Genomic DNA, 23,709 nt, shown 5'->3' on the forward strand with positions numbered 1-23,709 from the left:
CAATTCCTCAATTCCTCAATTCCTCATTTCTACAATTCTTCCCTTGGTCTGCCGCACCGTTGCCAGACCGACACCGAAGGTCGTGATCGCCATGCCGGCAATCTGAAGCGCGTTGAGCTGCTCGTCGAACAAGGCCCAGGCGATGACGGCCGTCACCGCCGGCACCAGATAGAACAGCGAAGCGACCTTCGACATCTCGCCGTCGCGGATCATCACCATCAGAAGGAAGATGGCGCCGATCGACAGCACCAGCACCAGCCAGGCCATGGCGAAGATCAATTCGCCGTTGATGACGACCGTGTGGGTCTCGAAGGCCAGTGAAGCCACGATCATCACCGAAGCGCCGCCGACATATTGCCACATGGTCGCGGCGACGAGGTCGCCGCCGGAAGCAAAACGCTTCTGCCATATCGTGCCGGCGCTCATGCCGAGCACCGAGACGAGCGAGGCTGTCAACGTGGCTGACGTCACGCCGCCGCCGAGCGCGCCGAGCTTTGGCCAGAGCACGATGACGACGCCGGCCAGGCCGACCGCGAGGCCGGCCCAATGGCGCGGTAGGATCGCCTCGCCGAGAAACTTGCCGGCGAGCACCGCCGTGATCAGCGGCTGCAGGCCGACAATCAGCGCCGACAGCCCGGCGGGCATGCCCCTGTGGATAGCCCAGAAGACCGCGCCGAGATAGACGCCATGCATCAGAATGCCGGCCCCGGTGGCGTGCAATGCCTCTTCGCGGGAGGCTCTCTTGGAGCCAAGCACGACCACCAGGCCGGCGAACAACGCCGCCGCCAGGACGAAGCGCGCAGCCAGGAACGTAAACGGTTCGGCCCACGGCATGGCATAGCGGGCGCCGATGAAGCCGGTCGCCCACAGGACGACGAAAGTGGCGGGGATGAGCCGCTTGACGCTGTGCATTTTCCGGGGACCGCGCTTGATGAGAATTGAGCCGTGGCGAAGCTCTAGTCCGGTTCAAGCCGGCGCGCAAAACGAAACGATTGATCCATGCATCACCGGAATTCAACCGGCCGCCTTTTCTGCAAGCTGTCTCTTCGGCCTTCGCCTGCGTCAGAGACCGACCATCCGCCTGACATCGTGAGCCGACACGCCCGCTTCGCGCAAGACGGCAAGGCCGGTGTCCTTCAGGCTTTTCGACAGCTTGCGCCCGTCGGGTCCCAGGATCAGCCGGTGATGGAAATAGGCTGGCTGCGGCAGGCCAAGCAGTTCCTGAAGCAGCCGCTGTACCCCGGTGGCGGAATAAAGATCCTGGCCGCGCACGACATGGCTGACGCCCTGCAGCGCATCGTCGACGACGACGGCGAGATGATAGCTGGTCGGGATTTCGCGGCGCGCCACGATCACGTCGCCCCAATCGCGCGGGCGGGCCTCGACGACGCGCGTCGCGGAAAGCGATTCGTCTGAAAATTCGTTCCATGACAAATCCTTGCCGACGCGTGCCATCGCCGCATCGACATCCAGCCGCCAGGCGAAGGGAGCGCCCTCGGCAATGCGGCGCTGGCGTTCCTTCGCCGGCAGAGCCTTGTCGACGGCGGGATAGACCGGCACGCCGTCGGGATCGCGCGGCCAGTCGCGCTTTTCGCTCTCGGTGATGAAAGCCCGGATCTCGCTTCTGCTCATGAAGGCGGGATAGACAAGGTCCTCCCGGATCAGCCGGTCAAGCACCGTCTCATAACAGGCGAAGTGCTCGGATTGCCGTCGTACAGGCTGTTCCCAGGCAAGACCGAGCCATTTCAGGTCGGCAAAGATGCCCGCCTCGAATTCCGGCGAGCAGCGCGTGGTGTCGATATCCTCGATGCGCAGCAGCAGGCGGCCGCCGACCGCTCGCGCCAGTTTCTGGTTGAGCAGCGCCGAAAAGGCATGGCCGAGATGCAGTTCGCCATTGGGACTGGGCGCGAAACGGAATGTCAGGAGTGTCATCTCTTGAGCGGCAATCGGGTTGTGCGGCGGTTTTGCCAATTGCTACCGTGCGGCCGGTTCAGGAACAAGAAAGCATGCAACGTATCGCCACATTGGACGACATCGCCCGGGGGCTCGACGCGCTTTGCGCGATCGACCCAAGGCTGGAAAAGATCCGCGGCATGGCGGGCGAGGTGCCGCTACGGCTTTCCCAACCGGGATTCTTGAGCCTTGCCTCGATCATCGTCTCGCAGCAGGTGTCGCGCGCCAGCGCCGATGCGATCTTCGGCCGGCTGACGAAACTGGTCGACCCGCTGACGCCGCTGGCGATCCTTGCCGCCGGCGAGGACATGTTTCGCGAGGCGGGCCTGTCGCGACCCAAGCAACGCGGCCTCCTCGCCGCCGCCCAGGCGGTGGCGGACGGCCTCGATCTTCATCATTTGTGTTCGCTTGACGCCGGCGAGGCAATCACGACCATGACGGCGGTGCCCGGTATCGGTCCGTGGACGGCACAGGTGTATCTGCTGTTCGCCGCAGGCCATCCCGACATCTTCCCGGCGCGCGATGTCGCGCTCCAGACCGCCGTCGGCCATGCGCTCGGCATCGACCCGCGTCCGCAGGAGAAAACACTGATCCAACTCGCCGAATCATGGAGCCCATGGAGAGGTGTCGCATCGCGGCTTTTCTGGTCCTATTATCGCGAATTGAAGGGCAGGGATGCCGCACCCCCGGCCTGAAAACGCGAAAAAGCATCAAAATCTCGTTTTTTTGTGCCTTCGGACGCGTGACAATCCGCTTCACATCCCTGTCATGTCGGGCTTACAGTATCCGCGCCATTCAGGTTAGAGAACCAAGGAGGCCAACGACGTGACGGTTGCCGTATCTCCGGATGGGCTTCCAGCGCTGGTGCTGAATGCGGATTACCGTCCGCTCAGCTATTACCCCCTGTCGCTCTGGTCGTGGCAGGACGCCATCAAGGCGGTGTTCCTCGAACGGGTGAACATCGTCGCCGAATACGAGCACGCGGTGTCCTCGCCGACCTTCTCGATGAAGCTGCCGAGCGTCGTCAGCCTGAAGGCCTATGTGAAGCCGTCGCGGCATCCAGCCTTCACACGCTTCAACGTCTTCCTGCGCGACCGCTTCCAGTGCCAGTATTGCGGCACGCCCGACGATCTGACCTTCGATCACGTCATCCCCCGCCATCGCGGGGGTGCTACGACGTGGGAGAATGTCGTCGCCGCCTGTTCGCCCTGCAATCTCAGGAAAGGTGGCATGATGCCGGCCCATGCCAAGATGTGGCCGTTGCAGAAGCCCTACCAGCCGACGGTGCACGACCTGCACAATAATGGCCGTCTGTTCCCGCCCAACCATCTGCATGAAAGCTGGATGGATTATCTGTACTGGGATGTCGAACTCGAACCCTGAGATCGTCCGAGAATTCGGGACGCTGGCCGTCTGAAGCGATTGTCTCCATGATAGTCTGACATACCCTGATATCGGACCAGCTCGGCCGCGCTCACTTATCAGCGGCTTCGCGTTTTGAGGACCGGCTTCCTCCACTCCGTCGCTGCTTCGCAGCGCCACCTCTCCCCCCTCCGGAGGGAGAGGAAAGGAGCCTGAGGCAATAGGTTCGCGCCATTCCTCTCCCCCGTCGATCGGGGGAGAGGTGGCTCGGCGGAGCCGAGACGGAGTGGGGGTCGACCTGGCTCGGACGTCGAAAGCCGCGCTATCCGACTCGGCCCGCCGGATTTCTGCTCGAACTCTTGTCGTGCCGTTCGGTTGAACGGACTCAGTCGCGCGAAAGCGCGCTGCGGAAGGCGATGGCCGAGAGGACAAGGCTGGCGATGGCGTTCCAGCCGGCGAGCGACAGGCCGAGAATGCGAAGCGCGGCCTTGTCGCAGGACGGGGGCACGAATTTGTCGAGCGCGTCGAGGACGCCTTTGCCGCCGGTGTCGACCGGGCCTCCGCCCGCGGTGCAATCGGCCGGGCCCTGCCACCAGGCCCACTCCACGCCGGCATGATAGATGCCGAGATAAAGGCCATAGAGCATCAGCAGGCCGCCGATGGCCAGCAAGCCGCGCACCACCCATGCCGGCGCGTGCAGCGCCGATGCAAGCAGCGCCAGCAGCATCAGCGGCACGCCGATATAGTAGGGCGTGCGCTGTTCCAGGCAGAGATGGCAAGGGATGTAGCCGCCAATGTACTGGAAGGCGAGCGCGGAGCCGACAGTGGCGGCCATGGCTACGGCAAGGAACAGGGCCGTCATGGTCCGCTGGCGTCCGGTGTTGGCAGTCATGGTCGCAGTCATGGGGTCTTTCGTCCGTTATGTTCGCCGCTCGCCCGGTCTTGTGGTCCATGTCGCCACGCCGCCGCGCGGTTTGGGCGACATGAATCAGAAGGCGTATTTGACCAGGATATAGAGCAAAATCAGGGCGGCTGCCGCCGCACCCGCGATCAGGCCGAGGCGCTTTTCGATGAACTCGCGGATCGGCTCGCCATAGCGGCGCAGCAGCCAGGCCAGGAGCAGGAAGCGCCCGCCGCGCGCCACGATTGCCAGCGCGATGAACAGCAAAAGATTGACGCCGATGACCCCCGAAAGGATCGTCACCACCTTGATCGGCGGCAGATGGGCGGCGCCCGAGGTGATCAGCATCAAGATGATGAAGCCGATGCCCGAAGAGACGCGCAGCGCCTCGAACTCGTCATACTTGCCGTAGAATTCGAGGATGGGCCGCGCCAGCGCGTCGTAGGCGTAGTGGCCGATGAACCAGCCGGCGATGCCGCCCAGCACGGAGGCGACGGTGGCGATCAGCGCATAGCGATAGGCGCGATCAGGCCGCGACAGTGCCATCGGCAGATAGAGCACGTCGGCCGGCACCAGGAACACGGAACTCTCGACGAAGGCGATGAAGGCCAGCCACCATTCGGCGGATTTGCGCGCCGCCAGCGACAAGGTCCAGTCGTACAGTCCGCGAAGCATCGGCTCTCCTAATGTCGTAAATGCCTACCGCACGGCGCCCACATGCACGGCGTGGCCGGCATAAGGGCAGGCAGAAAACCAGGGGCATGGATGAAACAGGTGCATGCGTGAAACCAAGACCCGAAGCGCGCCGCGTTCCTTCTTCCGGACGCCAGGCGCTTCGACACGACGCCTGTCTAGAAAGATTTTCCGCGCCGCACAATGGCAGTGCCCGCAGGAAACCGAAAGGGGCGGTTTGGTCGCGGCTCCGCAGGCTATCGGCAACAGGCCAGTTGACGAACAGGCCTCCAACCGTATAGTCCGCGCCATCCAGGCCGCCCGGCCTGAGCCCCTATGGCGGAATTGGTAGACGCGCTCGACTCAAAATCGAGTTCCGCAAGGAGTGCTGGTTCGATCCCGGCTAGGGGCACCATTTCAGTCGCCGCTTCGATGCGTCTGCCGCTAATTTCCCGATCGGCGTTTCGGCACTGCGGATATGGTGCTCGAGTTTGTCGTGCGCCGCTTAAAGCCGATATCGCAAGAGCGACATCCGGGAGCGGCTCGGCAGGGTGCAGGACGGCCTGTCCAATGCGGTAGCCGCTTTCACGCTTCAGGACCTATGTTGGCCGCCTGACCGTTCCTCGGTGTGGATATATCAGGCCTTGAGATTGCCCCTTGCATCAGTTGTTGCTTATTTATCTGAAAGGGAGGAACTCATGCCGATTCGTCAGAAAGCTCAGGAGGCTGGCGTCTTCGATTCCTCCGAAGTGGCCCTGCTTGGCCGCGTGTTCGACAGGCTGAAGCTCGACGCCCGATCGGCCCAGCAACGCGAAGCGATTTCATCCCGCATAATCGCGAATTACATGGCCGGGATCAGGGACGAAGACGAATTGGTTTCGGCATCCAGACAGCCGCTGGGACGCTAACGCAATTCTGGTGCAAGTCGCGTCGAAACGATTCATCGACGAGCTTCGGAATTCACGTGAATACAAAGGGTCAGAGCGAGCGGGTTCCTTCAATGCCGAACCGCGCCAATGGGTCGGCGTAGACACCGGCCATAGTCGCAAGAAACGCCACTCGTGCCGTCCTATCCGACGGCATCCGGGTTCAACAAGGAAATCCCGCGAAGCTGAATTCGGCGACCGTGCCGTCCTCTCTGGTGACCCGAACGAACAGCGCGCCTGGAATGCGGGGTTGCATCGGATGACCGGTTGCCCGTCTGGCAGCCCCTGCGGGACTTGAAGCCGCCACCTCGTGCGTGCCGATAATTCTCTCGCCCAGGATTTCCTCCACCTTGTAGCTGGTCATTTTCCCCGTTGGGCGACGATCTTGACTATCGACAGAAGGAGCCCGGCCTGCTTTTGGCGGTAGGTTCGGCACTTGGCGAGCAGGCCGGGCTGTGCTCCCGGCTGTCAGGTACCTTGGTGGAGGGCTTAGCCGGTGCGAAAGGCAGACTGTCTCCTTCTCCTCGGACCCGCAATTGGGACTGAAGTCCGAAGCATCGACGCATTGGTCCTAAACCCTGAACATAAGCCGCCGTTCCTCATTGGCGTGGAAGCCGTCGAGTAAAGTCCCTTCATCGACGGTCCCTGGACGCCCGCCGTTGCTGCGAGCGGCGGGTGTCCGACTTCGGGGAGAAAGACATGCAGCTTGGCGAGATCATCGCGAACACCTTCGCCGTCCTGCTGCTGATTTGTTTTCTCGCGATCGTGTTCTTCCTGTTTGGAAAGCCGCTGTGGCCGGACCACTATGCTCGCATGTCGATTATTCTCCCGGTCGACGCGATGACCACGGCTTCGGTGAGACGGACCGGCGCGCATCCTCACCTGCCGGACACTTTCGACATGGCGCTCGCTCGCCCAAGACCGTCCCCGTAGGGCTCCGTGGCGGGCTTCTACGCGTCCAGGATTCTGGCGCCGGCAGCTTTCCCATGGCGGCTCACCCGCTGGTTCCGGCAGGTGGATTTCTCGCGTTCAGCGCCTGTTCCTCGCAATCCGCGCGCCACCGCCGAAAGCGACGGGGAAGAATGAGGACGAGTGGCTCAAGTTAGATCTGGTCGGCCGTTTCAAGTTCCTGAAGAGCAATGAAGATTAGCCTCATGCTCGCTGCCGGATTTCGTGAAGGCGGACCAAAGTCCCAGGGTCTGGTCCCAAAGGTCTTATGTTACCACTTAAGTTCCGTGAATGTCCTTTATATGTTCGAATGAATTAGCTAATTCTGATGTCCGCCACGAGGAAAAGCGCTGAAGAAAAACGGATGCGCCGCCGGCAAGCGACATGAATTATACCCAAAATCGCATCACCTTTGTCGCGCTTTGTTGAAAGATTGTGACTGTTGCTCAAGCAGGCGCTGGCGAATAAACGCTATCAATACAGTGACTGTTTATCCCATGAAGCAACCAAATGCTCAGGCTTGAAGCAAGCATCCACGCGATCCAGAAGATGCGAGCGCGTCTATCGTCTCTTGAGCAGGCTCTTCATCCGGTTGCGCAGCAGGCGGGCCATGTTGCGGGTCTCCCGGTAGAGATGCAGTTGCGAGGCCGCCTGGCGGGCGAGACGGTCGGCGTCCGGCGTCAGGCCGATCACCAGCGTGCCCATCGGCTTGCGCTCGGTCCACAGCCTGCTCATCACTGGATGGTCGGGCACGGCACAGGAATCGGTCATCATGATGTTGGGGTCGTCGAGATGCTGCCTGGTCACCTCGATCATCAGCAGCGTGCCTGGCGAATAGCCGGCCAGAGTTTCGTCGTAGGCCGTCTTCCAGGTGTAGGCAACGCCGGCTTCGACGAAGACGATCAGGCACGCAATGGTGCGGCCGTCGAGCGTCAGCGAATGGATGCGGCACAGGTCCTGCTCGGCCAGCCTGTGCACGGCCTCGCGGGCGAAGGCGGCGCGGTAGCGGTCGATCGCCATGGCCGTGCGCTCGCGGCCCTTCCAGCCGGCCGCCTCCAGCGTCAGGAAGCTCTCGATGGCGTGACGGATCTCGTCGGGGCCGCGCGCCACGACATGTTCAAGCTTGCCGAGGTCGCCCAGCCGCCGCTTGAGGCGGCGGAACTCGCGGTAATGGTGCGCGCGCAGCGAAGCCTTCAGATAGTCCTCGGCGTCGCGTTCGCTCTCGAGCAGCGGACGCTGGGCGTGACCGGTGGTGACCAACATCAGGCCACGCGTTTCGGCCACAGTGGCAACCAGGCTCGCCACCGCGCCGTCGAGCCTGATGTCGGGCAGGACGAACACTTTCGGCAGCTTCAGATGCGGGCGCGACAGCATCGAGAAGAAATCCTCGAGGACACCGACCGGATCGTCGCGGTCGACCAGCGGGGTGCCGAGCGGGCCGAACGGGCTCGACCATGTGCGCATGACCGGAACTCCGAGCGGCACCACCGGCCGCTCCACCGAGAACGGCACCAGAAGGCGTAGCCGGTTGCGGTATTCATCGCCGTCACGGATGACGGCCAGACGCACCTCGCGGTCTTCCAGCCGGGGCATTGCGGGCGCGAGGAAACGCGGGTTGAAGAAGACGTTGGGCTCGATGGTGCGGGCGCACAGATAATCCAGCTCCTCGACGAGGTCGAACCCGGCCGACGCCGGATAGATGGCCAGTTTCCGCTCGGGCCGGTTGTTGGCGAGGATCTCGATATGGGCCGGGTCGGTGTCACGCCCCAGTCCGGCAAGGCCGGACACCATGGCGCCGGCGGGGCCGCCGCTGGTTTCCTCGAGCAAGGGGATGGCGGCCATCACGCGGCTCCTTTGGCTGGCACGAAGATCGCCATGACGATGCCGAGCTTGCGCCAGACCGTGAAGGACAGCGCGCCGGCCTCGAAGATCATGGCGAAGGCGGTGGCCATTGCGGCGCCCCACAGGCCGAAGAGCGGGATCAGCACCACGTTCAGGCCAATGTTGAAGGCCAGCGTCATGGCATAGACGGCGGCGCAGACATTCTGGTTGCCGCTCATGGTGAGCAGGCTTTCGCACGGGCCCACGGCGGCGCGCGCCACGACGCCGAAGACGAGCAGGAACAGAAGCGGATAACCCGATGTGAATTCGGGACCGAACAGCATCAGCATCGGTTTGCCAAGCGCCAGCACCAGCAGCGCCATGGCGAGCGATGGCCAGAAGGTCCACGACACCGTCTCGCGGGCAAAGGCGGCAAGCTTTTCCGGCTCGCCATGGGTGAACTGGGCATAGCGCTGAGCGACGCCTGCCTTGACGGCGAAGTAGACGAAATGCACCAGCGCCAGTGTCTTGACCGTGGCGAAATAGACGGCGACGTCGTTGGGGTCCATATAGGCGCCGACCATCAGCACGTCGGCATTGGTGAGCAGGAAAAAGAAGCTTTCGACCAGGAAGATCGGCAGCGAGACAATGAACCATTGTGCGAAATGCACCTTCATCGGCCCGGCCGGAATCTGCTTTTCCATGCGCCGGGTGACGCCGATAAGCTGGGCGAGCGTGGTGACGTAAGTGGCGGCGATCGAGGCGAAGATCGCGGTCTTCGCGTCGGGCGCGTAGCCGGCGAAAAGCATCAGCGCCATGAACAGCAGGATCAGCACGGGCCGTATCAGATAGGTCGGCGCCAGGGCGAACAGCGCCCAGCTGTTCGCCCTGGCCTGGCCTTGCAGCAGATCCGACAGCGCTATCATCGGCAGGCAGATGACGCCGAGGATGAACGGCAGGACATAGTAGTTTTCAGTCCATGACGAAGCGAGCCACACGCCGAGCGCGCCGAGCCCCGCGATGACCGTCGAGGCGATTAGGACGAACAGGCGGCTGGCCACGACGATGCCGCGCAACTCGTCGATGAGGCCGCGCTCGCGGTATTCGGGAATGAAGCGGATGACCGAGGTGTGGAAGCCGAGGCAGGCGAGATTGCCGACGATGACCATGGTCACCCAGACAAGGACGAAGATGCCGTATTCGAACGAGCCCATCCAGCGCGCCATCAGCACCTGGCTGACGAAGGCGATGACGGCGCTGACGATGCGGATGGAAAAGGCGATGACAGACATGCGGCCGGCCTCGCCGCGCTCGTCGGCGGTGAACAGCACGGCGTCGACGCGGCCAAGCAACGGCTCCACGCGCAGCGCCAAACGCTGCGGCAAGAACCGCCCGGCTGTCGTGGCCGCGGAAAAGCGCACCCCGATTGTTCTCCGTTCTCCGCTTCTTTTCAGGCTTTGGTGTAGCGGAGACACCTTAAGAAAGGGTGGGTGGGGAGCTCCCTTCTCCCCGTTCCCTATACGGGGAGAAGGTGCCGGCAGGCGGATGAGGGGCGGCGCCGGGTTGGGGAAAGTGGGCTGAAGACGAACGGACGCATTCCTATCGAGAGCTATATCGCCAATGTGCGGTTGCTGTTGAAAACGAATTCTGTTTTTCTCCGCAACCAGTGGGGGAATACGTGCAAATAGAAGAATTTATCCACAGATGGACAGCCCGGGAAGGCGGCGCGGAACGCGCCAACTACCAGATGTTCCTGTCCGAGTTCTGCGACGTGATCGGCGTTCCGCGTCCTGAGCCCTCCGGTGCCGAACGCGAACACAATGATTACGTGTTCGAGCGCGCGGTGCGAAGGCGTGCGAGCGACGAGATCGCCTCCTCCAAACGAATCGATCTTTATAAGAAGGGCTGCTTCATACTCGAAGCCAAACAATCGCGGTTGCCCGGCGCGAAGAATGCTATTCCAGGACAGGGCGCGCTGTTCGCTGAGGAACCGGAACAACTCGGCAAGCGCAGCGTCGCGCGCGGCTGGGACGTGATGATGCAGAATGCGCGCAAGCAGGCGGAGGAGTACGTTTATCTGCTCGATGCCAGCCACCCCGCGCCGCCCTTTGTCATCGCCTGCGACGTCGGCAATGCCTTCGAGATTTTCGCCGATTTTACCGGCACCGGCCGCGCCTATAGCCAGTTTCCAGACCGTAAGGGTTTTCGCGTCTACCTCGACGACCTGAGGCATCAGGAAACGCGCGAGCTTTTCGCACGTATCTGGACCGATCCGGCAAGCCTCGATCCTGCAAAGGAATCGGCGCGGGTTACACGCGAGATCGCCAAACGCTTGGCGGAAGTCAGCAAGGCGCTGGAGAAAAATCATGCGGCCGAGGAGGTGGCGCATTTCCTCATGCGCTGCATCTTCACGATGTTCGCGGAGGATGTGGACCTGCTGCCGAAAGGCTCGTTCACCGAACTGCTGGAGGATTGCGTGAAATCGCCCTCGGCATTCGTGCCACTGATCGAGGAACTGTGGGCGAAGATGGACGAACCGGTGCAGAAGAAGCGCTTCTTCTCGGCGTTTCGTACCGAGCTTCGCTATTTCAACGGCAATCTCTTCAAGAATGCGCGGGCGTTTCCACTCGGTCGCGAAGAAATCGGCGAGTTGCTGCAGGCAGCCAAGGCGAAATGGACCGAGGTCGATCCAGCCATCTTCGGCACTCTGCTGGAACAAGCACTGGAGCCGGGCGAGCGCAAGAAGCTCGGCGCGCATTATACGCCACGCTCCTACGTGCAGCGGCTCGTCGAGGTAACTGTTATGGAGCCGCTACGCGGCGACTGGCAGAAAACGCTGACCAAGGCCGAGGCCGCCAAGGACGCGCACGATGACGCCAAGGCGATCGAAATCGTGCGGGGCTTCCATCATCAGCTTTGCCTGACGCGCGTGCTCGACCCAGCCTGCGGCACCGGCAACTTCCTCTATGTCAGTCTCGAACTGATGAAGAAGCTCGAAGGCGAGGTTCTGGAAACGCTAGCCCGCCTCGGCTTCAATGAAAGCCTTGGGCTGGAGCGGGAGACGGTCGATCCGCATCAGTTCCTCGGGTTGGAACTCAATCCGCGCGCGGCAGCCATTGCCGAACTTGGTGGTTTGGATCGGTTATCTGCAACAGCATTATCGCACCCGGACCGGCCATCCGGCGGAGCCGATTTTACGGGCATTCAAAAACATCAATTTCGGCCATCGCGAAGGCTATGATGCGGTCCTGACATGGGATGGTTATCCAGTGCCCAAGGTCGTTGAAAGAGAAGGCAAGCGACTAGAGACGTTTCCCAATGCAAGGTGGCCGGACTGGCCAGATGCGGAGTTCATAGTGGAAAACCCGCCGTTCATCTCCAATCGAGATATGCGAGGATTACTTTCGGATGGTTATGTAAATCAGCTCAAGCCACTTTATCGCGAGTTCACGCAAGCTGCCGACTTGATATTGTTCTTCTGGATACGGGCTGCAAAGAGTGGCATTGCTCGTCGAATCGGATTCGTGTCAACTAGTCGCATTCGACTCAGTCAGAACAATGCCGTTCTACGAAACGCTTTATCCACCCGGTGGTTCATCCGTTTTGCCATACCAGACCATGATTGGCCGTCAGCCAATGACGGAGCAAGTGTCCGAGTTGCGTTCATCACTGTGGACCGAGCTAGCGGGCCTAGCCTCTTGATGCTTGCGCCTGACCACGACAGGGTTGCTGGCGCGCGGCGAGAAAATGATGGATACAGAGAGATAAATCTCGAAAACATCGGGCCGAACCTAGCTGTCGGCCCGAATCTCACGACAATGCATGAACAGCAGGCGAATCTCGGAATTTGCCATGCTGGCGTCAAGCCATACTCACGCGCGCTTCATATCGACGCTAAGGCCCGTAACGTCCTCTTTCCTAATGAAGCGGATCGAGAGAGATATTCACCTGCAATTATGAACGGGCACGACGTCGGACAGCGCTGGAGGGGTTTGTATGTCATCGACGTCAATTCGTTTGATCAAAACCAATTGCGAAAGGATCTCCCAGACGCTTACAATTATATCCTCGAAAAAGTGAAGCCGGAACGAGAAAAGGAAAGAAATCCTAGACTCCGAGATGAATTCTGGAAATTTGAGGCAAACCGATCTGAGCTACGGCAAGCACTGGTAGATCGGTCACGATTTGTTGTGACGTTGGAGAATTCCCCCCAAAGGTACTTCGTATTTTTGCCGAAAAGCATTTTGCCGGATCAGAAGCTCCGAGTTGTTGCAACTGAGGACGCATTTGTGTTGGCGGTGCTTTCTTCAAGGGCTCATTCCATCTTCACTGTTGCGGTCGGAGGCCGTGCGGGAAAGGCCAATACGCCGGTTTACAATACGTCCTGTTTTACACTGTTCCCCTTTCCAGCTCCTTCTGACGTTCTTCGCCAAAAACTCAGCGACGCTGGCGAAAGCCTCGACGAGGTCAGGAAGAAAGTATTGGCCGATTATCCCGATCTGACACTGACCGGTTTGTACAACGTTCTGGAAAAGCTAAAGGCTGGCGAGGTGCTTACAGATAAAGATGAAGACATCAAAGATCGCGGACTGGTGCTGATCCTAAAGGAAATACACGACACGATCGACCGCCTGACGGCAGAAGCCTACGGCTGGTCGCCAGATCTGTCCGACGAACAGATTCTTGAAAAACTTGTGGCGTTGAACGCCGAACGCGTGAAGGAAGAGGCAGCGGGCCATGTGCGCTGGCTCAGGCCCGATTACCAGATACCACGCTTTGCCAAGGGCAAGGCTGCGGAGTCTGGCGAACTGGACCTCGGCGAAGGTGTGGTGGCGATCGATACCGGCAAGCCGGCCTTCCCGAAGGACAGATACGAGCAGCCGCTGGCTGTAGAAGCGCTGCTCTCAGCAAGTGCAGTCCCACTCGACGCCGCGACCATCTCCCGGTCGTTCAAGGGTGGCGGCAAAAAGATCGAGCAACGGGTGGCGCAGGTGCTTCTCACGCTGGCTCGCTATGGCCGGGTGACGCCACTTTCTGACGGCAAGTACACTTCGCGCAAGGTAGCATGAGGATGGGGGGATGAAAGCGGTTGTTCCTCCTTTCGCAGAATTCTTTGTGCCGGTTCTCAAGGCGCTGGACGCCCTCGGCGGTTCGGCTTCCATCGAAGAAATCGACGACAAGACGGCCGCGTTGATGAACGTTTCCGACGCGGCGCGGGCGGCGCTGGTCGGCGACGGGCCACGGTCGAAATTCGACTACCGCTGCGCGTGGGCGCGAAGCTGGCTAAAGAACGCAGGCCTTACGAACAACAGCGAGCGCGGCGTGTGGGCTCTCACGGCGGAAGGCCGTGCGTCGCTATCACTTGATCCGGACGAGATTGTACGGCGTGTGAGGCGAGCCGACGCGGCATTGCGCAAGGCGAAAGTTGTCGTTGCCCCTGAGCGGGTGGAGGCTGAAGCGGAAGCAGCTGGTATCGCTTTGAAGGACTGGCGAGAGCAATTGCTCGACATTCTTCTGGCGCTCGATCCGGCGGCGTTCGAGCGGTTGTGCCAGCGGCTTCTGCGAGAGGCGGGTTTTATCAAGGTCGAAGTCACCGGAAGGAGCGGCGACGGTGGCATAGACGGCACGGGCGTATTGCGGGTTAACCTCCTTTCATTTCACGTGCTTTTCCAATGCAAGCGTTGGAAAGGTTCGGTCGGCGCAGGCGTTGTGCGCGACTTTCGCGGCGCGATGGTTGGCCGCGCCGACAAAGGCCTTGTTATCACCACAGGAACATTTACCGCGGATGCTCGTCGAGAGGCAGTGCGCGACGGAGCTCCGGCTATCGACCTGATTGATGGCGACGGACTTTGTGATCTGCTCAAGGATCAGAAGGTCGGCGTGCGGGTGAAGATGGTCGAGGAAGTGACCGTCGACGAGGCGGCATTCGCAGGATTTTAGCGACGCCAATCTGGACCGCCGGCGCCGCCCCTCATCCGCCCTTCGGGCACCTTCTCCCCGTATAGTGACGGGGAGAAGGAAAGCGCTGCGCCTTTACGTGAAAGCCCCCGTGGCAGTGCTTGTATTTCTTGCCGGAACCGCAGGGGCAGGCTTCGTTGCGGCTGGCCTTGCCCCCTGGTGCGCAGCTTTGCCAGGAAGTACCGATCTCAATCATGATTTCTCCTCGCCACGCCTGAAAGGCCTGCCGGCACTGTTCCGGCAGGCCTTTGCCGTCAGTCGGCCTTTTTCATGGCATCGCATGAGACATTCGGGTTCATGTCGGCGAAGGCGCCGGTCGGGTTCGGCTTCCAGGCCCAGACATGAAGTTCGTAGAAGGGGCCGAGGCCGTAGCGGTTGGGAGCGCTGTCGAAGTTGAACAGCTGGCCTTCGAGCGACGCGGGACCCTTCGCGGTGATATATTCGACGGCCACCAGCTTCAGCTTGCCATCGGCCATCGGCTCGTACATCACGGCCTCCGGCTTGGCGAGGTCGACGGCATCATCCTTAAGATAGGCGCCGTTGACGTAGTGAATGCCCATCGCGCCGCCGGTGATGCCGCTGGCGCAGGGAATCGGCGCATAGCCCTCGGCGGTGGCCGCCGCGACATTCACGAAGCGGCCGTTGGCCGCCCGCACCTCGGCGGCCAGCCGATTGCCACTCTCCGCAGATGCCGCAGTGGCGGCGATCGCCATGATGGACAGCGCGGCAAGGCGCCAGAAATTGACTTTCATTTTATTCTCCATTGGTTGTTGGTGACGCGCAGGCGGCAGGACCGGCCAGTAAGGCCCTGCTGCCCTGCCTGCGCGTTGGATTGTCAGTTGCGGGACGGGTCCGATCCGTCCGTCTCTAGCCGGGCGGCGGTCTCATTGATGCCACCACCAGTATTCCCAGTAGTCCCGCCGCGTCTCGTGCTCCGGCAGACCGACGTCCCGCCTTAAATAATCGTCTTGCGGTGGCAGGCGCCTGCGCCGGCTTCGCAACGGCGCGAGCAGCGCGGACACAATCCGCGATGCGAGACCACGCCGGGAGGGTGCATGGTCGAACGCCACGACGGCGGCTGCCGTTTCGGGAGGAAACAGCACGGTAAGCCGACACCCATCGCTGCCCAGGACGATCTCACGCTCATTGTTCCATCCTTGGTCCATAGGGTCAGCGATAAAAGTAAGGGTCCAGGACCCTCACCTCCGTGATCTTGTCCACCGGTAGCGAATTCTTCTGCGCCGTGCTGCGGATCGCTTCCGGCGAGGGGGCGTCGTAGATGCAGAAACTCTTGTTCCTGTCGGGCGACACGAAGGAGTGCAGCCAGGTGACCCCCTTCTCGGCGTTGCGCATGATGATGCCGCCGAGCGCCGTCGCGCCGACGTCGTTCGTCGGCACGTTGAGCCCGTCGGGGAATGTCCGTTCGATCAGATAGCGAGGCATGGAGTGGCTTCCTTTTGTGACTGATTCACGCTCGAAATGAGCGCGGTTGGAGAAAAATCACGATCGTCGAAAGCGCACATCGGAGCCTTTCCCCATATTGCGCGGGACGATTCCCTATGTTTTCGACGTTTGGTCTGGGAGCCACACTGCGGATACCGAAGCGGGGGTATTTTGGAGAAGGGTCGAGGGACGACGATACTTATGGGCCAGTGACGATGCTTCTGGAACGGCAGGCACAACTCGATCAGTTGGAGGAACTGCTCGCGGAGGCCGCGCGCGGTCGCGGCCGCGTGGCGGCATTGCTGGGCGAGGCCGGCGCCGGCAAGACGGCACTCGTCGAGGCGTTCGTAACCCGTGCCGGGCAGCACGTTTCCATATTCCGCAGCGCTTGCGAAGACCTGTCGATTCCCGATCCGCTGGGACCGCTCTATGATCTGGCCCGGGACGCGCAGTGGGCACTGCCCCGGGCAATCGACGATCGCCAAGGTCAGCGGCTGCCCCTGTTTTCAGACGCTCTCGAGGTTTTCGAGGCGAGGTCTCGGCCGGGTTTGCTGGTCATCGAGGATATGCACTGGGCCGACGACGCGACCCTGGATTTCGTCCGTTTCCTGGGCCGGCGCATCACCAACACGCATATGCTGGTGCTGTTCACGGCACGCACCGACCGCAGCGAAGGGCAGATGCGTGCGCGCCGGGTGCTCGGCGAAATTCCAGCCGGCAACGTCCAGCGCATCGAAGTGCCACTGCTCAGCGAGGCGGCGGTGTTGTCGCTTGCCGAAGCAGCCAACCGCGACGGCAGCGCAATATATCGCGCCACCGCGGGCAACGCCTTCTTCGTCACCGAATTGCTAGCTGCCGAAAGCGAGATGATCCCGCCGGCCAGCGTCCGCGACGCCGTGCTGGCGCGTGCCGAGCGCCTGTCGCAGGGGGCGCGCTCAATGCTCGACGCGGTGTCTGTGTTTCCACGCCGCGCCGATGCCTGGGCGCTGCGCGGCCTCTGTGGCGTCGCCAGCGCCGGCCAGCTGGCGGAATGTGTCTCGAATGGCTTGCTCGACGATCTCGGCGATGGCTACGCCTTCCGGCACGAGATCGCCCGTCGCGCCATCGAGATGGCGCTGACCTCGAGCCGTCGGCGCGAATTCAACCAGCGCGCGCTTTCCGCACTGCAGGAAAACGCCGAGGTGACTACCGCAAGGCTTGTGCACCATGCGGTGGAGGCCCAGAATCTTGAGGCGGTGCGCGAGCTTGCCCCGCTCGCAGCGCGCGAGGCTTCCCGCGTCGGCGCGCATCGCGATGCCGCCGGCTACTACGAGGTCGCCTTGCGGCATGCCGACAGCCTGCCGATGAGCGACCGGGCGAGGCTTTACGAAGGATATGCGTTTGAATGCCATCTGATCGGCCGCATCGATGCGGCCATCGAGGCGCAGAGCCAGGCGCGCCGGCTACAGCAGGCGCTGGGCGACACGCTCAGGGAGGGCGACAGCCTCAGATGCCTGTCGCGCTTCGCCTATCTGGTGGGTGACCGCGAACAGGCGGACCTGTTCGGGGCCCAGGCAGTGGAATTGCTGGAACAGGCGCCTGCCAGTCCGGAGCTTGCCATGGCCTATTCCAATCTCTCGCAGCTGGCGATGCTGGCCGAGAAGCTCGATGAGACGCTGCTGCTTGGCGGCAAGGCAGTCGCTCTGGCCGAACGGTTGAACAAGCCGGAGATAATCTGCCACGCGCTCAACAATCTTGGCTCGGCCGAGCAGTGGCTTGATCTGGCCAAAGGCCGGCTTCACCTCGCCCGCAGCCTTGAAATCGCGCTCGTGCAGAATTTCCAGGAGCACGCGGCACGCGGCTTCACCAATTGCGCCTGCGCCGAAATGAACCAGCTCGATCTTGTGCGCGCGCAATCCTTTCTCGACCGCGGCATTGCCTATTGCGTTGAGAACGACCTCGCGACCTGGCGCGACTATATGCGGGGCGTGCAGGCGCAGCTGCTTTTGCGACGCGGCCTTTGGGACGATGCGGCGGCCATGGCTCTCGACGTCATCGACGATGCTGCAACGACAGCCCTGGTGCGTTACCCATCCCTAGTCGCGCTGGCGAAACTGCGCATAAGGCGAGGCGATCCGGCTGGGCCGGTGCTGGAGGAAATGAAGCGGTTCCTGGACAGGGGAATGGAGCTGCAGCGGCTGGTGCCTTACACGGCGTCGATGGCCGAACTGGCATGGCTTGGGCAAGGCGACGCCAGTGAGGCGCTTCGCCTGATCGAGCTGGCAGAAAGCCTGTCGCCGACGAGGGCGATGTTCGCCGAACTGGCCGTCTGGCGGCTGCTCTTGTCGCCTGAAAGCGACCCTGGCGATACGACCGGCATGGCGGAGCCCTATCGCCTGCTGCTCGCCGGCGATTGGCACGGTGCCGCGACGCTGTGGGCCCGGCTGGGTGCTCCGTTCGAGCAGGCGCTCGCCCTGCTGCGCGGCGACGAGCCGGCCCTGCGCCTGGCCTTGGATATATTCGAGGGGCTCGGTGCCCGGCCGGTCGCCCAGCACGTCCGCGCCGTCATGCGGCAGAATGGCGTCAATAACATTGCAAGGGGACCACGGCAGAGCACGCGCGCCAATCAAGCTGGTCTGACGCTGCGCCAGATGCAGGTCCTGCAACTGATCGAACGCGGTTTTTCCAACAAGAGAATAGCCGAGCACCTGACCATCTCACCGAAGACCGTCGATCATCATGTCTCGGCGGTGCTGGGCAAGCTGGACGCCATTTCGCGTGGCGAGGCGACCGCCGCCGCGCGCGATTCCGGGCTGATCTGAGCACGTAGGAATCGCGCCCGGATCAGAAATCCGGGAATGTGAGCCCTGCGGGTTTTCCTTACGCGAAAGCGCCGTGGCAGTGCTTGTATTTCTTGCCGGAGCCGCAGGGGCACGCTTCGTTGCGGCCGACCTTGCCCCAGGTGGCGGGGTTGTTGGGGTCGCGGTCTTCGGGGGCGACGATGGCGTTGCTTTCCTGGCGCACCAGAAGGGCGGTTTCGCCGCCTTCGAAATCGTTCTCGCCGGTGGTACCGTCAATATGCGTGCCGAACATGTCGGGGGCTTCCGGCGGCGGGGCCTCGGCAGCCTGGCGGACCAGTTCGACGCGCATCAGCTGCGCGGTGACGGCCTGGCGCAGATTGCCCAGCATCGCCTGGAACAGCTCGAACGCCTCGCTCTTGTATTCCTGCAAAGGATCGCGCTGGGCGTAGCCGCGGAAGCCGACAACCGAACGCAGATGGTCGAGATTGACGATGTGCTCGCGCCACAGATGGTCGAGCGTCTGCAGCACCACGGAGCGCTCGACATAGGTCATCACCTCGGGCCCGAAGCGCTCGGCGCGCTCCTTGGCGGCGGCGTCGGCGGCTTGCGTGATGCGCTCGCGAATGTCGTCCTCGGCGATGCCTTCTTCCTTGACCCATTCCTCAATCGGCAGGTCGAGATTGAGGAACTCGGCGACCTCGGCCTTCAACCCGGCGACATCCCACTGCTCGGCATAGGCGTTCTCGGGAATGGCCTTGGCGACGATCTCGTCGATAACGCCTTCGCGCATCTCGGCAATGGTCTCCGACAGGCCTTCGCCGTCCATCAGCTCGATGCGCTGTTCGAACACGACCTTGCGCTGGTCGTTGGAAACGTCGTCATATTTCAGAAGATTCTTGCGGATGTCGAAGTTGCGCGCCTCGACCTTCTTCTGCGCCTTTTCCAGCGCCTTGTTGATCCAGGGATGGATGATGGCCTCGTCTTCCTTGAGGCCGAGCTTCTGCAACATGCCGTCCATGCGCTCGGAGCCGAAGATGCGCATCAGATCGTCCTGCAGCGACAGGAAGAATTTCGAGCGGCCGGGGTCGCCCTGGCGGCCGGAGCGGCCACGAAGCTGGTTGTCGATGCGGCGTGATTCATGGCGCTCGGTGGCGAGCACGTAGAGGCCGCCGGCGGCCAGCGCCTTTTCCTTCAGGCGCTCGACGTCGGCATAGATTTCCTTTTCCCGCGCCTCGCGCTCGGGCCCTTCGGGCATGTCGCCCAGTTCCTCGGCGATGCGCATCTCGGCATTGCCGCCGAGCTTGATGTCGGTGCCGCGGCCGGCCATGTTGGTGGCGATGGTGATGGCGCCGGGCTTGCCCGCCTGGGCGACGATCGCCGCCTCGCGCTCGTGATGGCGGGCGTTCAGCACCTCGAAATCCTTAAAACCTTCCTTGCGCAGCCGCTCGGCCAGTTGCTCGGACTTCTCGATCGAGGTGGTGCCGACCAGCGTCGGCTGGCCCTTGGCGCTGGCTTCGCGGATCTCCTTGACGATCGCCTTGTATTTCTCCTCGACCGTCCGGTAGACCTCGTCGTCCTCATCCTTGCGGATGACCGGCAGGTTGGTCGGGATCTCGGTGACTTCGAGGCCGTAGATGTTGCCGAATTCCTCGGCCTCGGTCAGCGCGGTGCCGGTCATGCCGGAAAGCTTCTTGTAGAGGCGGAAATAGTTCTGGAAGGTAACGGAGGCGAGCGTCTGGTTCTCCGGCTGGATTGCCACATGCTCCTTGGCTTCAAGCGCCTGGTGCAGGCCTTCCGAATAGCGGCGGCCGGGCATCATGCGGCCGGTGAACTCGTCGATGATGACGATCTCGCCGTTGCGCACGATATAGTCCTTGTCGCGCTGGAACAGGCGGTGCGCCTTCAGCGCATTGTTGACGTGATGGACGATGGCGACGTTCTCGACGTCATAGAGCGACTCGCCCTTGAGCAGGCCGGCGTCGCGCAGCAGGTTCTCGAGCTTCTCGGTGCCTTCCTCGGTGAAGATGGAGGTCTTCTGCTTCTCGTCGATCTCATAATCCTGCGGCTGCAGCTGGATGATGAAAGTGTCGATGGTGTTGTACATTTCCGAACGGTCCTCGAGCGGACCGGAAATGATCAGCGGCGTGCGCGCTTCATCGACCAGGATGGAATCGACTTCGTCGACGATCGCGTAGTTGTGACCACGCTGTACCATCTGGGCGCGCTCGTACTTCATGTTGTCGCGCAGATAGTCGAAGCCGAGTTCGTTGTTGGTGGCATAGGTGACGTCGGCGGCGTAGGCGACGCGGCGCTCCTCGTCGGACAGGCCATGGACGATGACGCCGACCGAGAGGCCGAGGAACTTATAGACGCGGCCCATCCATTCGGAGTCGCGGGTGGCGAGATAATCGTTGACGGTGACGACGTGGACGCCATTGCCGGCCAGTGCATTGAGATAGACGGGCAAGGTCGCGACCAGCGTCTTGCCCTCACCGGTGCGCATCTCGGCGATGCCGCCATTGTGCAGCACCATGCCGCCGATCAGCTGGACGTCGAAGGGGCGCATGCCGAGCACGCGGCGCGCCGCCTCGCGGGCGGTGGCGAAGGCCGGGATCAGCAGGTCCTCGAGGCTGGCGCCGTTGGCGATGTCTTGGCGGAACTTTTCCGTGCGGCCGGCGAGCTCTGCATCGGAGAGCGCCCGCATCTCGTTTTCCATGGCATTGATCGCCTCGACACGGGGCCGGGTCGACTTGACCCTGCGGTCGTTGGAGGAGCCGAAAACCTTACGGGCGAGACCGCCGAGACTGACCATCCAATGGTCCTTTCGATAGAATTCTCAAACTGAGACGAGCGCCGGCCGGCCCCATCAAATCCACGTGAATGCGCCGCCTGTATGCGGGCAACGCAAAAAGCGCCCGGAAAACGGTTCTGGACGCAAAGTCGTTGGACAGATAAGAGGGGGCTCAACTGATGTCAACGCCGCGCTGGCCCTGCCGGTCGCGCCAAATTCGGCCACAATCTGGCTGATCTGGAAGCCTCCTGTCCTTCACATCCTCATCGGAGTCATCTTAATGTCCCTGTTGTTCCGCCGTGCGTCGCTCGCCAGCCTCGGCCTGGCCGTCGGCCTGTCGGCTCTTTGCCTGTCGCCGCTGATGGCGCAGGAAACCGCACCAGCCCAGCCGGCACCACCAGCGGCACCGGCCGCACCGGCGGCACCGGTCGATCCGAATACAGTGGTTGCCACCGTCAACGGCCAACCCCTCACCGAAGCAGATCTCGTGCTTGCCGAAGGCGAGCTGTCGCAGCAGTTCGCGCAACTCCCGGCCGAGCAACGCCGCGCCGCGGCGCTTTCGGCCGCAATCGAGATCCGCGTCATGGCCGCCCAGGCCGTCTCGACCGGTCTCGACAAGGATCCCGATTTCCAGCGCCGCATGGCCTTCCTGCAGCAGCGCGCGCTGCATGGCGAGATGGTCGAGAAAGGCGTCGTCGACAAGGTCACCGACGCCGAGATCCGCGCCCGCTACGACCAGGAGATCGCCAACACGCCGCCGGTCAACGAGGTGCATGCCCGTCACATCCTCGTGAAGACGAAGGAAGAGGCCGAAGCGATCATCAAGCAACTCGACGGCGGCGCCGATTTCCAGAAGCTCGCCAACGAGCACACCTCGGATCCGAGCGGCAAGACCAGTGGCGGCGATCTCGGCTGGTTCGGACCTGGCCAGATGGTGCCGGAATTCGACAAGGCCGCTTTCGCGCTCGAGGTCGGCAAATACACCGAGCAGCCGGTGCAGTCGCAGTTCGGCTGGCATGTGATCAAGCTCGATGACAAGCGCACCAAGCAGCCGCCGGCCTTCGACGACGTCAAGGACCAGGCCAAGCAGGCGGTCATCCGCGACAAGTATTTCGCGCTGGTCAAGTCGCTGCGCGCCGATGCCAAGGTCGAAATTCCCGACGCCAATTTGAAGAAGGCCGTCGATACGCTGGAAAGCGCCAAGTAAACCAGAACGGTCTCGAAAAAGGGGCGCGGTGGCCAAAGGGCGCCGCGCCCTTTTTTGCGTCAGTTCAGCCGTCGGGCCCCTCTATGCCTCGCAGGAGATAGCGGACCACCTTGCGTATCGTCGCCTCGTCTTCGTCGAGCCGGTTGGTCAGGAGCTGCCGCCACGCATAGGAGGCCACCAGGTCGGCGGCCACAGCCGGATCGACATCGGCCGCGACCTCGCCCCTTGCCTTGGCGCGCTCGATGATCTGGCCGGTGTGGGCCCGGCGCCCGCCGGTATAGCCGGCAAGGGCCGTGGCCGCCGTTTCGTCCGACTGCGCCTCGGCGATCAGCGACCTGAACACGCTGCCCGACGACGTCTCGCGCCAGTGCGCGAACAGGTTTTTGAGGAAGCCGACGAGATCCTCTTCCAGTCTTCCCGTATCGGGAACATCGACGCGTTTCTGGCGCTGGTAGACCTCCAGCAGCAGCGAGGCCTTGCTCGGCCACCAGCGATAGATGGTCGGCTTTCCGGCACGCGCCCGCCGCGCCACGGCCTCGATCGAGAAGCCGGCATAGCCGGCCTCGACCAACACCGCCTCGGCGGCATCGAGAATGGCTTCCGCGCTGTCGGGATTGCGCCGCGCACCGATGGATTTACGCGCCGTATCCGTCTCTTCGGCCATCCTGTCGCCCTCGCCGTCGGTTTAGGCCGGCAATATAAGTGATCCGGCGATGAAACGAAACGGCCCGTTCTTGGCGGCTGAGGCAGGAGAGATTTTGCCTGCCATGTCCCCCCGCACGATGCGCAGGCCGCCATCGGTGCTGACCAACTCTGCCCGCGCTCCCGCGCCGAGTCGCAACGGCTCCCAGAAATACCAGGGCCAGGGTCAGAAGCTGCCCTCGGGAGAGATCGCAACCTGGGCGGGGCGGTGCCAGCGAACTGCAACGGAGCCGGCTGCGAACCGG

Annotated in this window: 19 protein-coding genes and 1 tRNA gene; 9 read left to right on the plus strand and 11 right to left on the minus strand. The window is 62.4% G+C overall.

Going from position 1 to position 23,709, the window contains the following annotated elements; genetic code table 11:
- Nucleotides 1-15: 15 nt before the first annotated feature.
- Nucleotides 16-912, minus strand: a complete 897-nt coding sequence (locus FJ490_RS28275; RefSeq protein ID WP_140500877.1) for a DMT family transporter — start codon at nucleotides 910-912, stop codon at nucleotides 16-18.
- Between the two features lie 150 nt (nucleotides 913-1,062).
- On the minus strand, nucleotides 1,063-1,932 hold the full coding sequence (gene gluQRS, locus FJ490_RS28280; RefSeq protein ID WP_140633263.1) for a tRNA glutamyl-Q(34) synthetase GluQRS: 870 nt from the start codon (nucleotides 1,930-1,932) through the stop codon (nucleotides 1,063-1,065).
- Nucleotides 1,933-2,006: 74 nt separating this feature from the next.
- Between gluQRS and FJ490_RS28285 the strand changes: the two genes are divergently transcribed.
- Nucleotides 2,007-2,648 (plus strand): DNA-3-methyladenine glycosylase, encoded by a 642-nt coding sequence (locus FJ490_RS28285; protein ID WP_140500879.1) that lies wholly within the window; start codon nucleotides 2,007-2,009, stop codon nucleotides 2,646-2,648.
- Nucleotides 2,649-2,778: 130 nt separating this feature from the next.
- Complete coding sequence (locus FJ490_RS28290) at nucleotides 2,779-3,336, plus strand: HNH endonuclease (RefSeq protein WP_023677956.1); 558 nt, start codon at nucleotides 2,779-2,781, stop codon at nucleotides 3,334-3,336.
- A 364-nt stretch (nucleotides 3,337-3,700) separates the two neighbouring features.
- On the opposite strand, the gene FJ490_RS28300 is transcribed toward FJ490_RS28290, so the two are convergent.
- Together FJ490_RS28300 and FJ490_RS28305 are read right to left on the minus strand one after the other, a co-directional pair.
- The gene (locus tag FJ490_RS28300; protein WP_140729332.1) at nucleotides 3,701-4,219 is read right to left on the minus strand and encodes a disulfide bond formation protein B; all 519 of its coding nucleotides are present in this window, start codon (nucleotides 4,217-4,219) and stop codon (nucleotides 3,701-3,703) included.
- A gap of 84 nt (nucleotides 4,220-4,303) precedes the next feature.
- Nucleotides 4,304-4,891: a YqaA family protein gene (locus FJ490_RS28305; RefSeq protein WP_140500881.1), complete on the minus strand. Its 588-nt coding sequence runs from the start codon at nucleotides 4,889-4,891 to the stop codon at nucleotides 4,304-4,306.
- Between the two features lie 327 nt (nucleotides 4,892-5,218).
- Here FJ490_RS28305 and FJ490_RS28310 point away from each other — a divergent pair.
- Nucleotides 5,219-5,303: transfer RNA gene (locus FJ490_RS28310), tRNA-Leu, on the plus strand.
- A gap of 283 nt (nucleotides 5,304-5,586) precedes the next feature.
- The gene (locus FJ490_RS28315) at nucleotides 5,587-5,796 is read left to right on the plus strand and encodes a hypothetical protein (RefSeq protein WP_140500898.1); all 210 of its coding nucleotides are present in this window, start codon (nucleotides 5,587-5,589) and stop codon (nucleotides 5,794-5,796) included.
- 181 nt (nucleotides 5,797-5,977) lie between these two features.
- Here FJ490_RS28315 and FJ490_RS28320 read toward each other — a convergent pair whose 3' ends face one another.
- A complete protein-coding gene (locus FJ490_RS28320) occupies nucleotides 5,978-6,178 on the minus strand; it encodes a hypothetical protein (protein ID WP_140525443.1) in 201 nt (66 codons plus the stop codon).
- A 335-nt stretch (nucleotides 6,179-6,513) separates the two neighbouring features.
- Here FJ490_RS28320 and FJ490_RS28325 point away from each other — a divergent pair, with 335 nt between their 5' ends.
- Nucleotides 6,514-6,747: a polymerase gene (locus tag FJ490_RS28325; RefSeq protein ID WP_140500900.1), complete on the plus strand. Its 234-nt coding sequence runs from the start codon at nucleotides 6,514-6,516 to the stop codon at nucleotides 6,745-6,747.
- Nucleotides 6,748-7,323: 576 nt separating this feature from the next.
- Here FJ490_RS28325 and FJ490_RS28330 read toward each other — a convergent pair.
- Both FJ490_RS28330 and FJ490_RS28335 read right to left on the minus strand, forming a co-directional pair.
- Nucleotides 7,324-8,604 (minus strand): GNAT family N-acetyltransferase, encoded by a 1,281-nt coding sequence (locus FJ490_RS28330; protein WP_140525444.1) that lies wholly within the window; start codon nucleotides 8,602-8,604, stop codon nucleotides 7,324-7,326.
- A complete protein-coding gene (locus tag FJ490_RS28335; RefSeq protein WP_140513849.1) occupies nucleotides 8,604-10,004 on the minus strand; it encodes a lipopolysaccharide biosynthesis protein in 1,401 nt (466 codons plus the stop codon). The genes FJ490_RS28330 and FJ490_RS28335 overlap by 1 nt, the downstream gene beginning before the upstream one ends.
- Nucleotides 10,005-10,261: 257 nt before the next feature.
- On the opposite strand from FJ490_RS28335, the gene FJ490_RS33675 reads away from it, so the two are divergent.
- Both FJ490_RS33675 and FJ490_RS28345 read left to right on the plus strand, forming a co-directional pair.
- Nucleotides 10,262-11,824 carry a type IIL restriction-modification enzyme MmeI gene (locus FJ490_RS33675; RefSeq protein ID WP_348641020.1) on the plus strand — a complete coding sequence of 521 codons (1,563 nt, stop codon included), beginning with the start codon at nucleotides 10,262-10,264 and terminating at the stop codon, nucleotides 11,822-11,824.
- A 1,838-nt stretch (nucleotides 11,825-13,662) separates the two neighbouring features.
- The gene (locus FJ490_RS28345) at nucleotides 13,663-14,523 is read left to right on the plus strand and encodes a restriction endonuclease (protein ID WP_140672141.1); all 861 of its coding nucleotides are present in this window, start codon (nucleotides 13,663-13,665) and stop codon (nucleotides 14,521-14,523) included.
- A 272-nt stretch (nucleotides 14,524-14,795) separates the two neighbouring features.
- Here FJ490_RS28345 and FJ490_RS28355 read toward each other — a convergent pair whose 3' ends face one another.
- Nucleotides 14,796-15,293: a hypothetical protein gene (locus FJ490_RS28355; RefSeq protein ID WP_140729334.1), complete on the minus strand. Its 498-nt coding sequence runs from the start codon at nucleotides 15,291-15,293 to the stop codon at nucleotides 14,796-14,798.
- A 418-nt stretch (nucleotides 15,294-15,711) separates the two neighbouring features.
- A complete protein-coding gene (locus FJ490_RS28365) occupies nucleotides 15,712-15,984 on the minus strand; it encodes a DUF4242 domain-containing protein (protein ID WP_140500909.1) in 273 nt (90 codons plus the stop codon).
- 215 nt (nucleotides 15,985-16,199) lie between these two features.
- Here FJ490_RS28365 and FJ490_RS28370 point away from each other — a divergent pair, with 215 nt between their 5' ends.
- The gene (locus FJ490_RS28370) at nucleotides 16,200-18,785 is read left to right on the plus strand and encodes an AAA family ATPase (RefSeq protein ID WP_140625594.1); all 2,586 of its coding nucleotides are present in this window, start codon (nucleotides 16,200-16,202) and stop codon (nucleotides 18,783-18,785) included.
- 58 nt (nucleotides 18,786-18,843) lie between these two features.
- Here FJ490_RS28370 and secA read toward each other — a convergent pair whose 3' ends face one another.
- The gene (gene secA / locus FJ490_RS28375) at nucleotides 18,844-21,576 is read right to left on the minus strand and encodes a preprotein translocase subunit SecA (RefSeq protein WP_140500910.1); all 2,733 of its coding nucleotides are present in this window, start codon (nucleotides 21,574-21,576) and stop codon (nucleotides 18,844-18,846) included.
- Nucleotides 21,577-21,835: 259 nt separating this feature from the next.
- Here secA and FJ490_RS28380 point away from each other — a divergent pair, with 259 nt between their 5' ends.
- On the plus strand, nucleotides 21,836-22,762 hold the full coding sequence (locus FJ490_RS28380; protein ID WP_140729335.1) for a peptidylprolyl isomerase: 927 nt from the start codon (nucleotides 21,836-21,838) through the stop codon (nucleotides 22,760-22,762).
- Between the two features lie 64 nt (nucleotides 22,763-22,826).
- On the opposite strand, the gene FJ490_RS28385 is transcribed toward FJ490_RS28380, so the two are convergent.
- Entirely contained in the window at nucleotides 22,827-23,426 is a 600-nt protein-coding gene (locus FJ490_RS28385; protein ID WP_140729336.1) for a TetR/AcrR family transcriptional regulator, read from the minus strand.
- Nucleotides 23,427-23,709 lie beyond the last annotated feature (283 nt).

The sequence above is a fragment of the Mesorhizobium sp. B2-5-11 genome (assembly GCF_006440835.1).
GTDB lineage: Bacteria > Pseudomonadota > Alphaproteobacteria > Rhizobiales > Rhizobiaceae > Mesorhizobium.

Excerpts from the sequence above, each read along its gene's own strand:
- FJ490_RS28275 (WP_140500877.1), bottom strand. The coding sequence starts at position 912 with ATGCACAGCGTCAAGCGGCTCATCCCCGCCACTTTCGTCGTCCTGTGG.
- gluQRS (WP_140633263.1), bottom strand. The coding sequence starts at position 1,932 with ATGACACTCCTGACATTCCGTTTCGCGCCCAGTCCCAATGGCGAACTG.
- FJ490_RS28285 (WP_140500879.1), top strand. The coding sequence starts at position 2,007 with ATGCAACGTATCGCCACATTGGACGACATCGCCCGGGGGCTCGACGCG.
- FJ490_RS28300 (WP_140729332.1), bottom strand. The coding sequence starts at position 4,219 with ATGACTGCGACCATGACTGCCAACACCGGACGCCAGCGGACCATGACG.
- FJ490_RS28305 (WP_140500881.1), bottom strand. The coding sequence starts at position 4,891 with ATGCTTCGCGGACTGTACGACTGGACCTTGTCGCTGGCGGCGCGCAAA.
- FJ490_RS28315 (WP_140500898.1), top strand. The coding sequence starts at position 5,587 with ATGCCGATTCGTCAGAAAGCTCAGGAGGCTGGCGTCTTCGATTCCTCC.
- FJ490_RS28320 (WP_140525443.1), bottom strand. The coding sequence starts at position 6,178 with ATGACCAGCTACAAGGTGGAGGAAATCCTGGGCGAGAGAATTATCGGC.
- FJ490_RS28325 (WP_140500900.1), top strand. The coding sequence starts at position 6,514 with ATGCAGCTTGGCGAGATCATCGCGAACACCTTCGCCGTCCTGCTGCTG.
- FJ490_RS28330 (WP_140525444.1), bottom strand. The coding sequence starts at position 8,604 with ATGGCCGCCATCCCCTTGCTCGAGGAAACCAGCGGCGGCCCCGCCGGC.
- FJ490_RS28345 (WP_140672141.1), top strand. The coding sequence starts at position 13,663 with ATGAAAGCGGTTGTTCCTCCTTTCGCAGAATTCTTTGTGCCGGTTCTC.
- FJ490_RS28355 (WP_140729334.1), bottom strand. The coding sequence starts at position 15,293 with ATGAAAGTCAATTTCTGGCGCCTTGCCGCGCTGTCCATCATGGCGATC.
- FJ490_RS28365 (WP_140500909.1), bottom strand. The coding sequence starts at position 15,984 with ATGCCTCGCTATCTGATCGAACGGACATTCCCCGACGGGCTCAACGTG.
- FJ490_RS28370 (WP_140625594.1), top strand. The coding sequence starts at position 16,200 with ATGCTTCTGGAACGGCAGGCACAACTCGATCAGTTGGAGGAACTGCTC.
- secA (WP_140500910.1), bottom strand. The coding sequence starts at position 21,576 with ATGGTCAGTCTCGGCGGTCTCGCCCGTAAGGTTTTCGGCTCCTCCAAC.
- FJ490_RS28380 (WP_140729335.1), top strand. The coding sequence starts at position 21,836 with ATGTCCCTGTTGTTCCGCCGTGCGTCGCTCGCCAGCCTCGGCCTGGCC.
- FJ490_RS28385 (WP_140729336.1), bottom strand. The coding sequence starts at position 23,426 with ATGGCCGAAGAGACGGATACGGCGCGTAAATCCATCGGTGCGCGGCGC.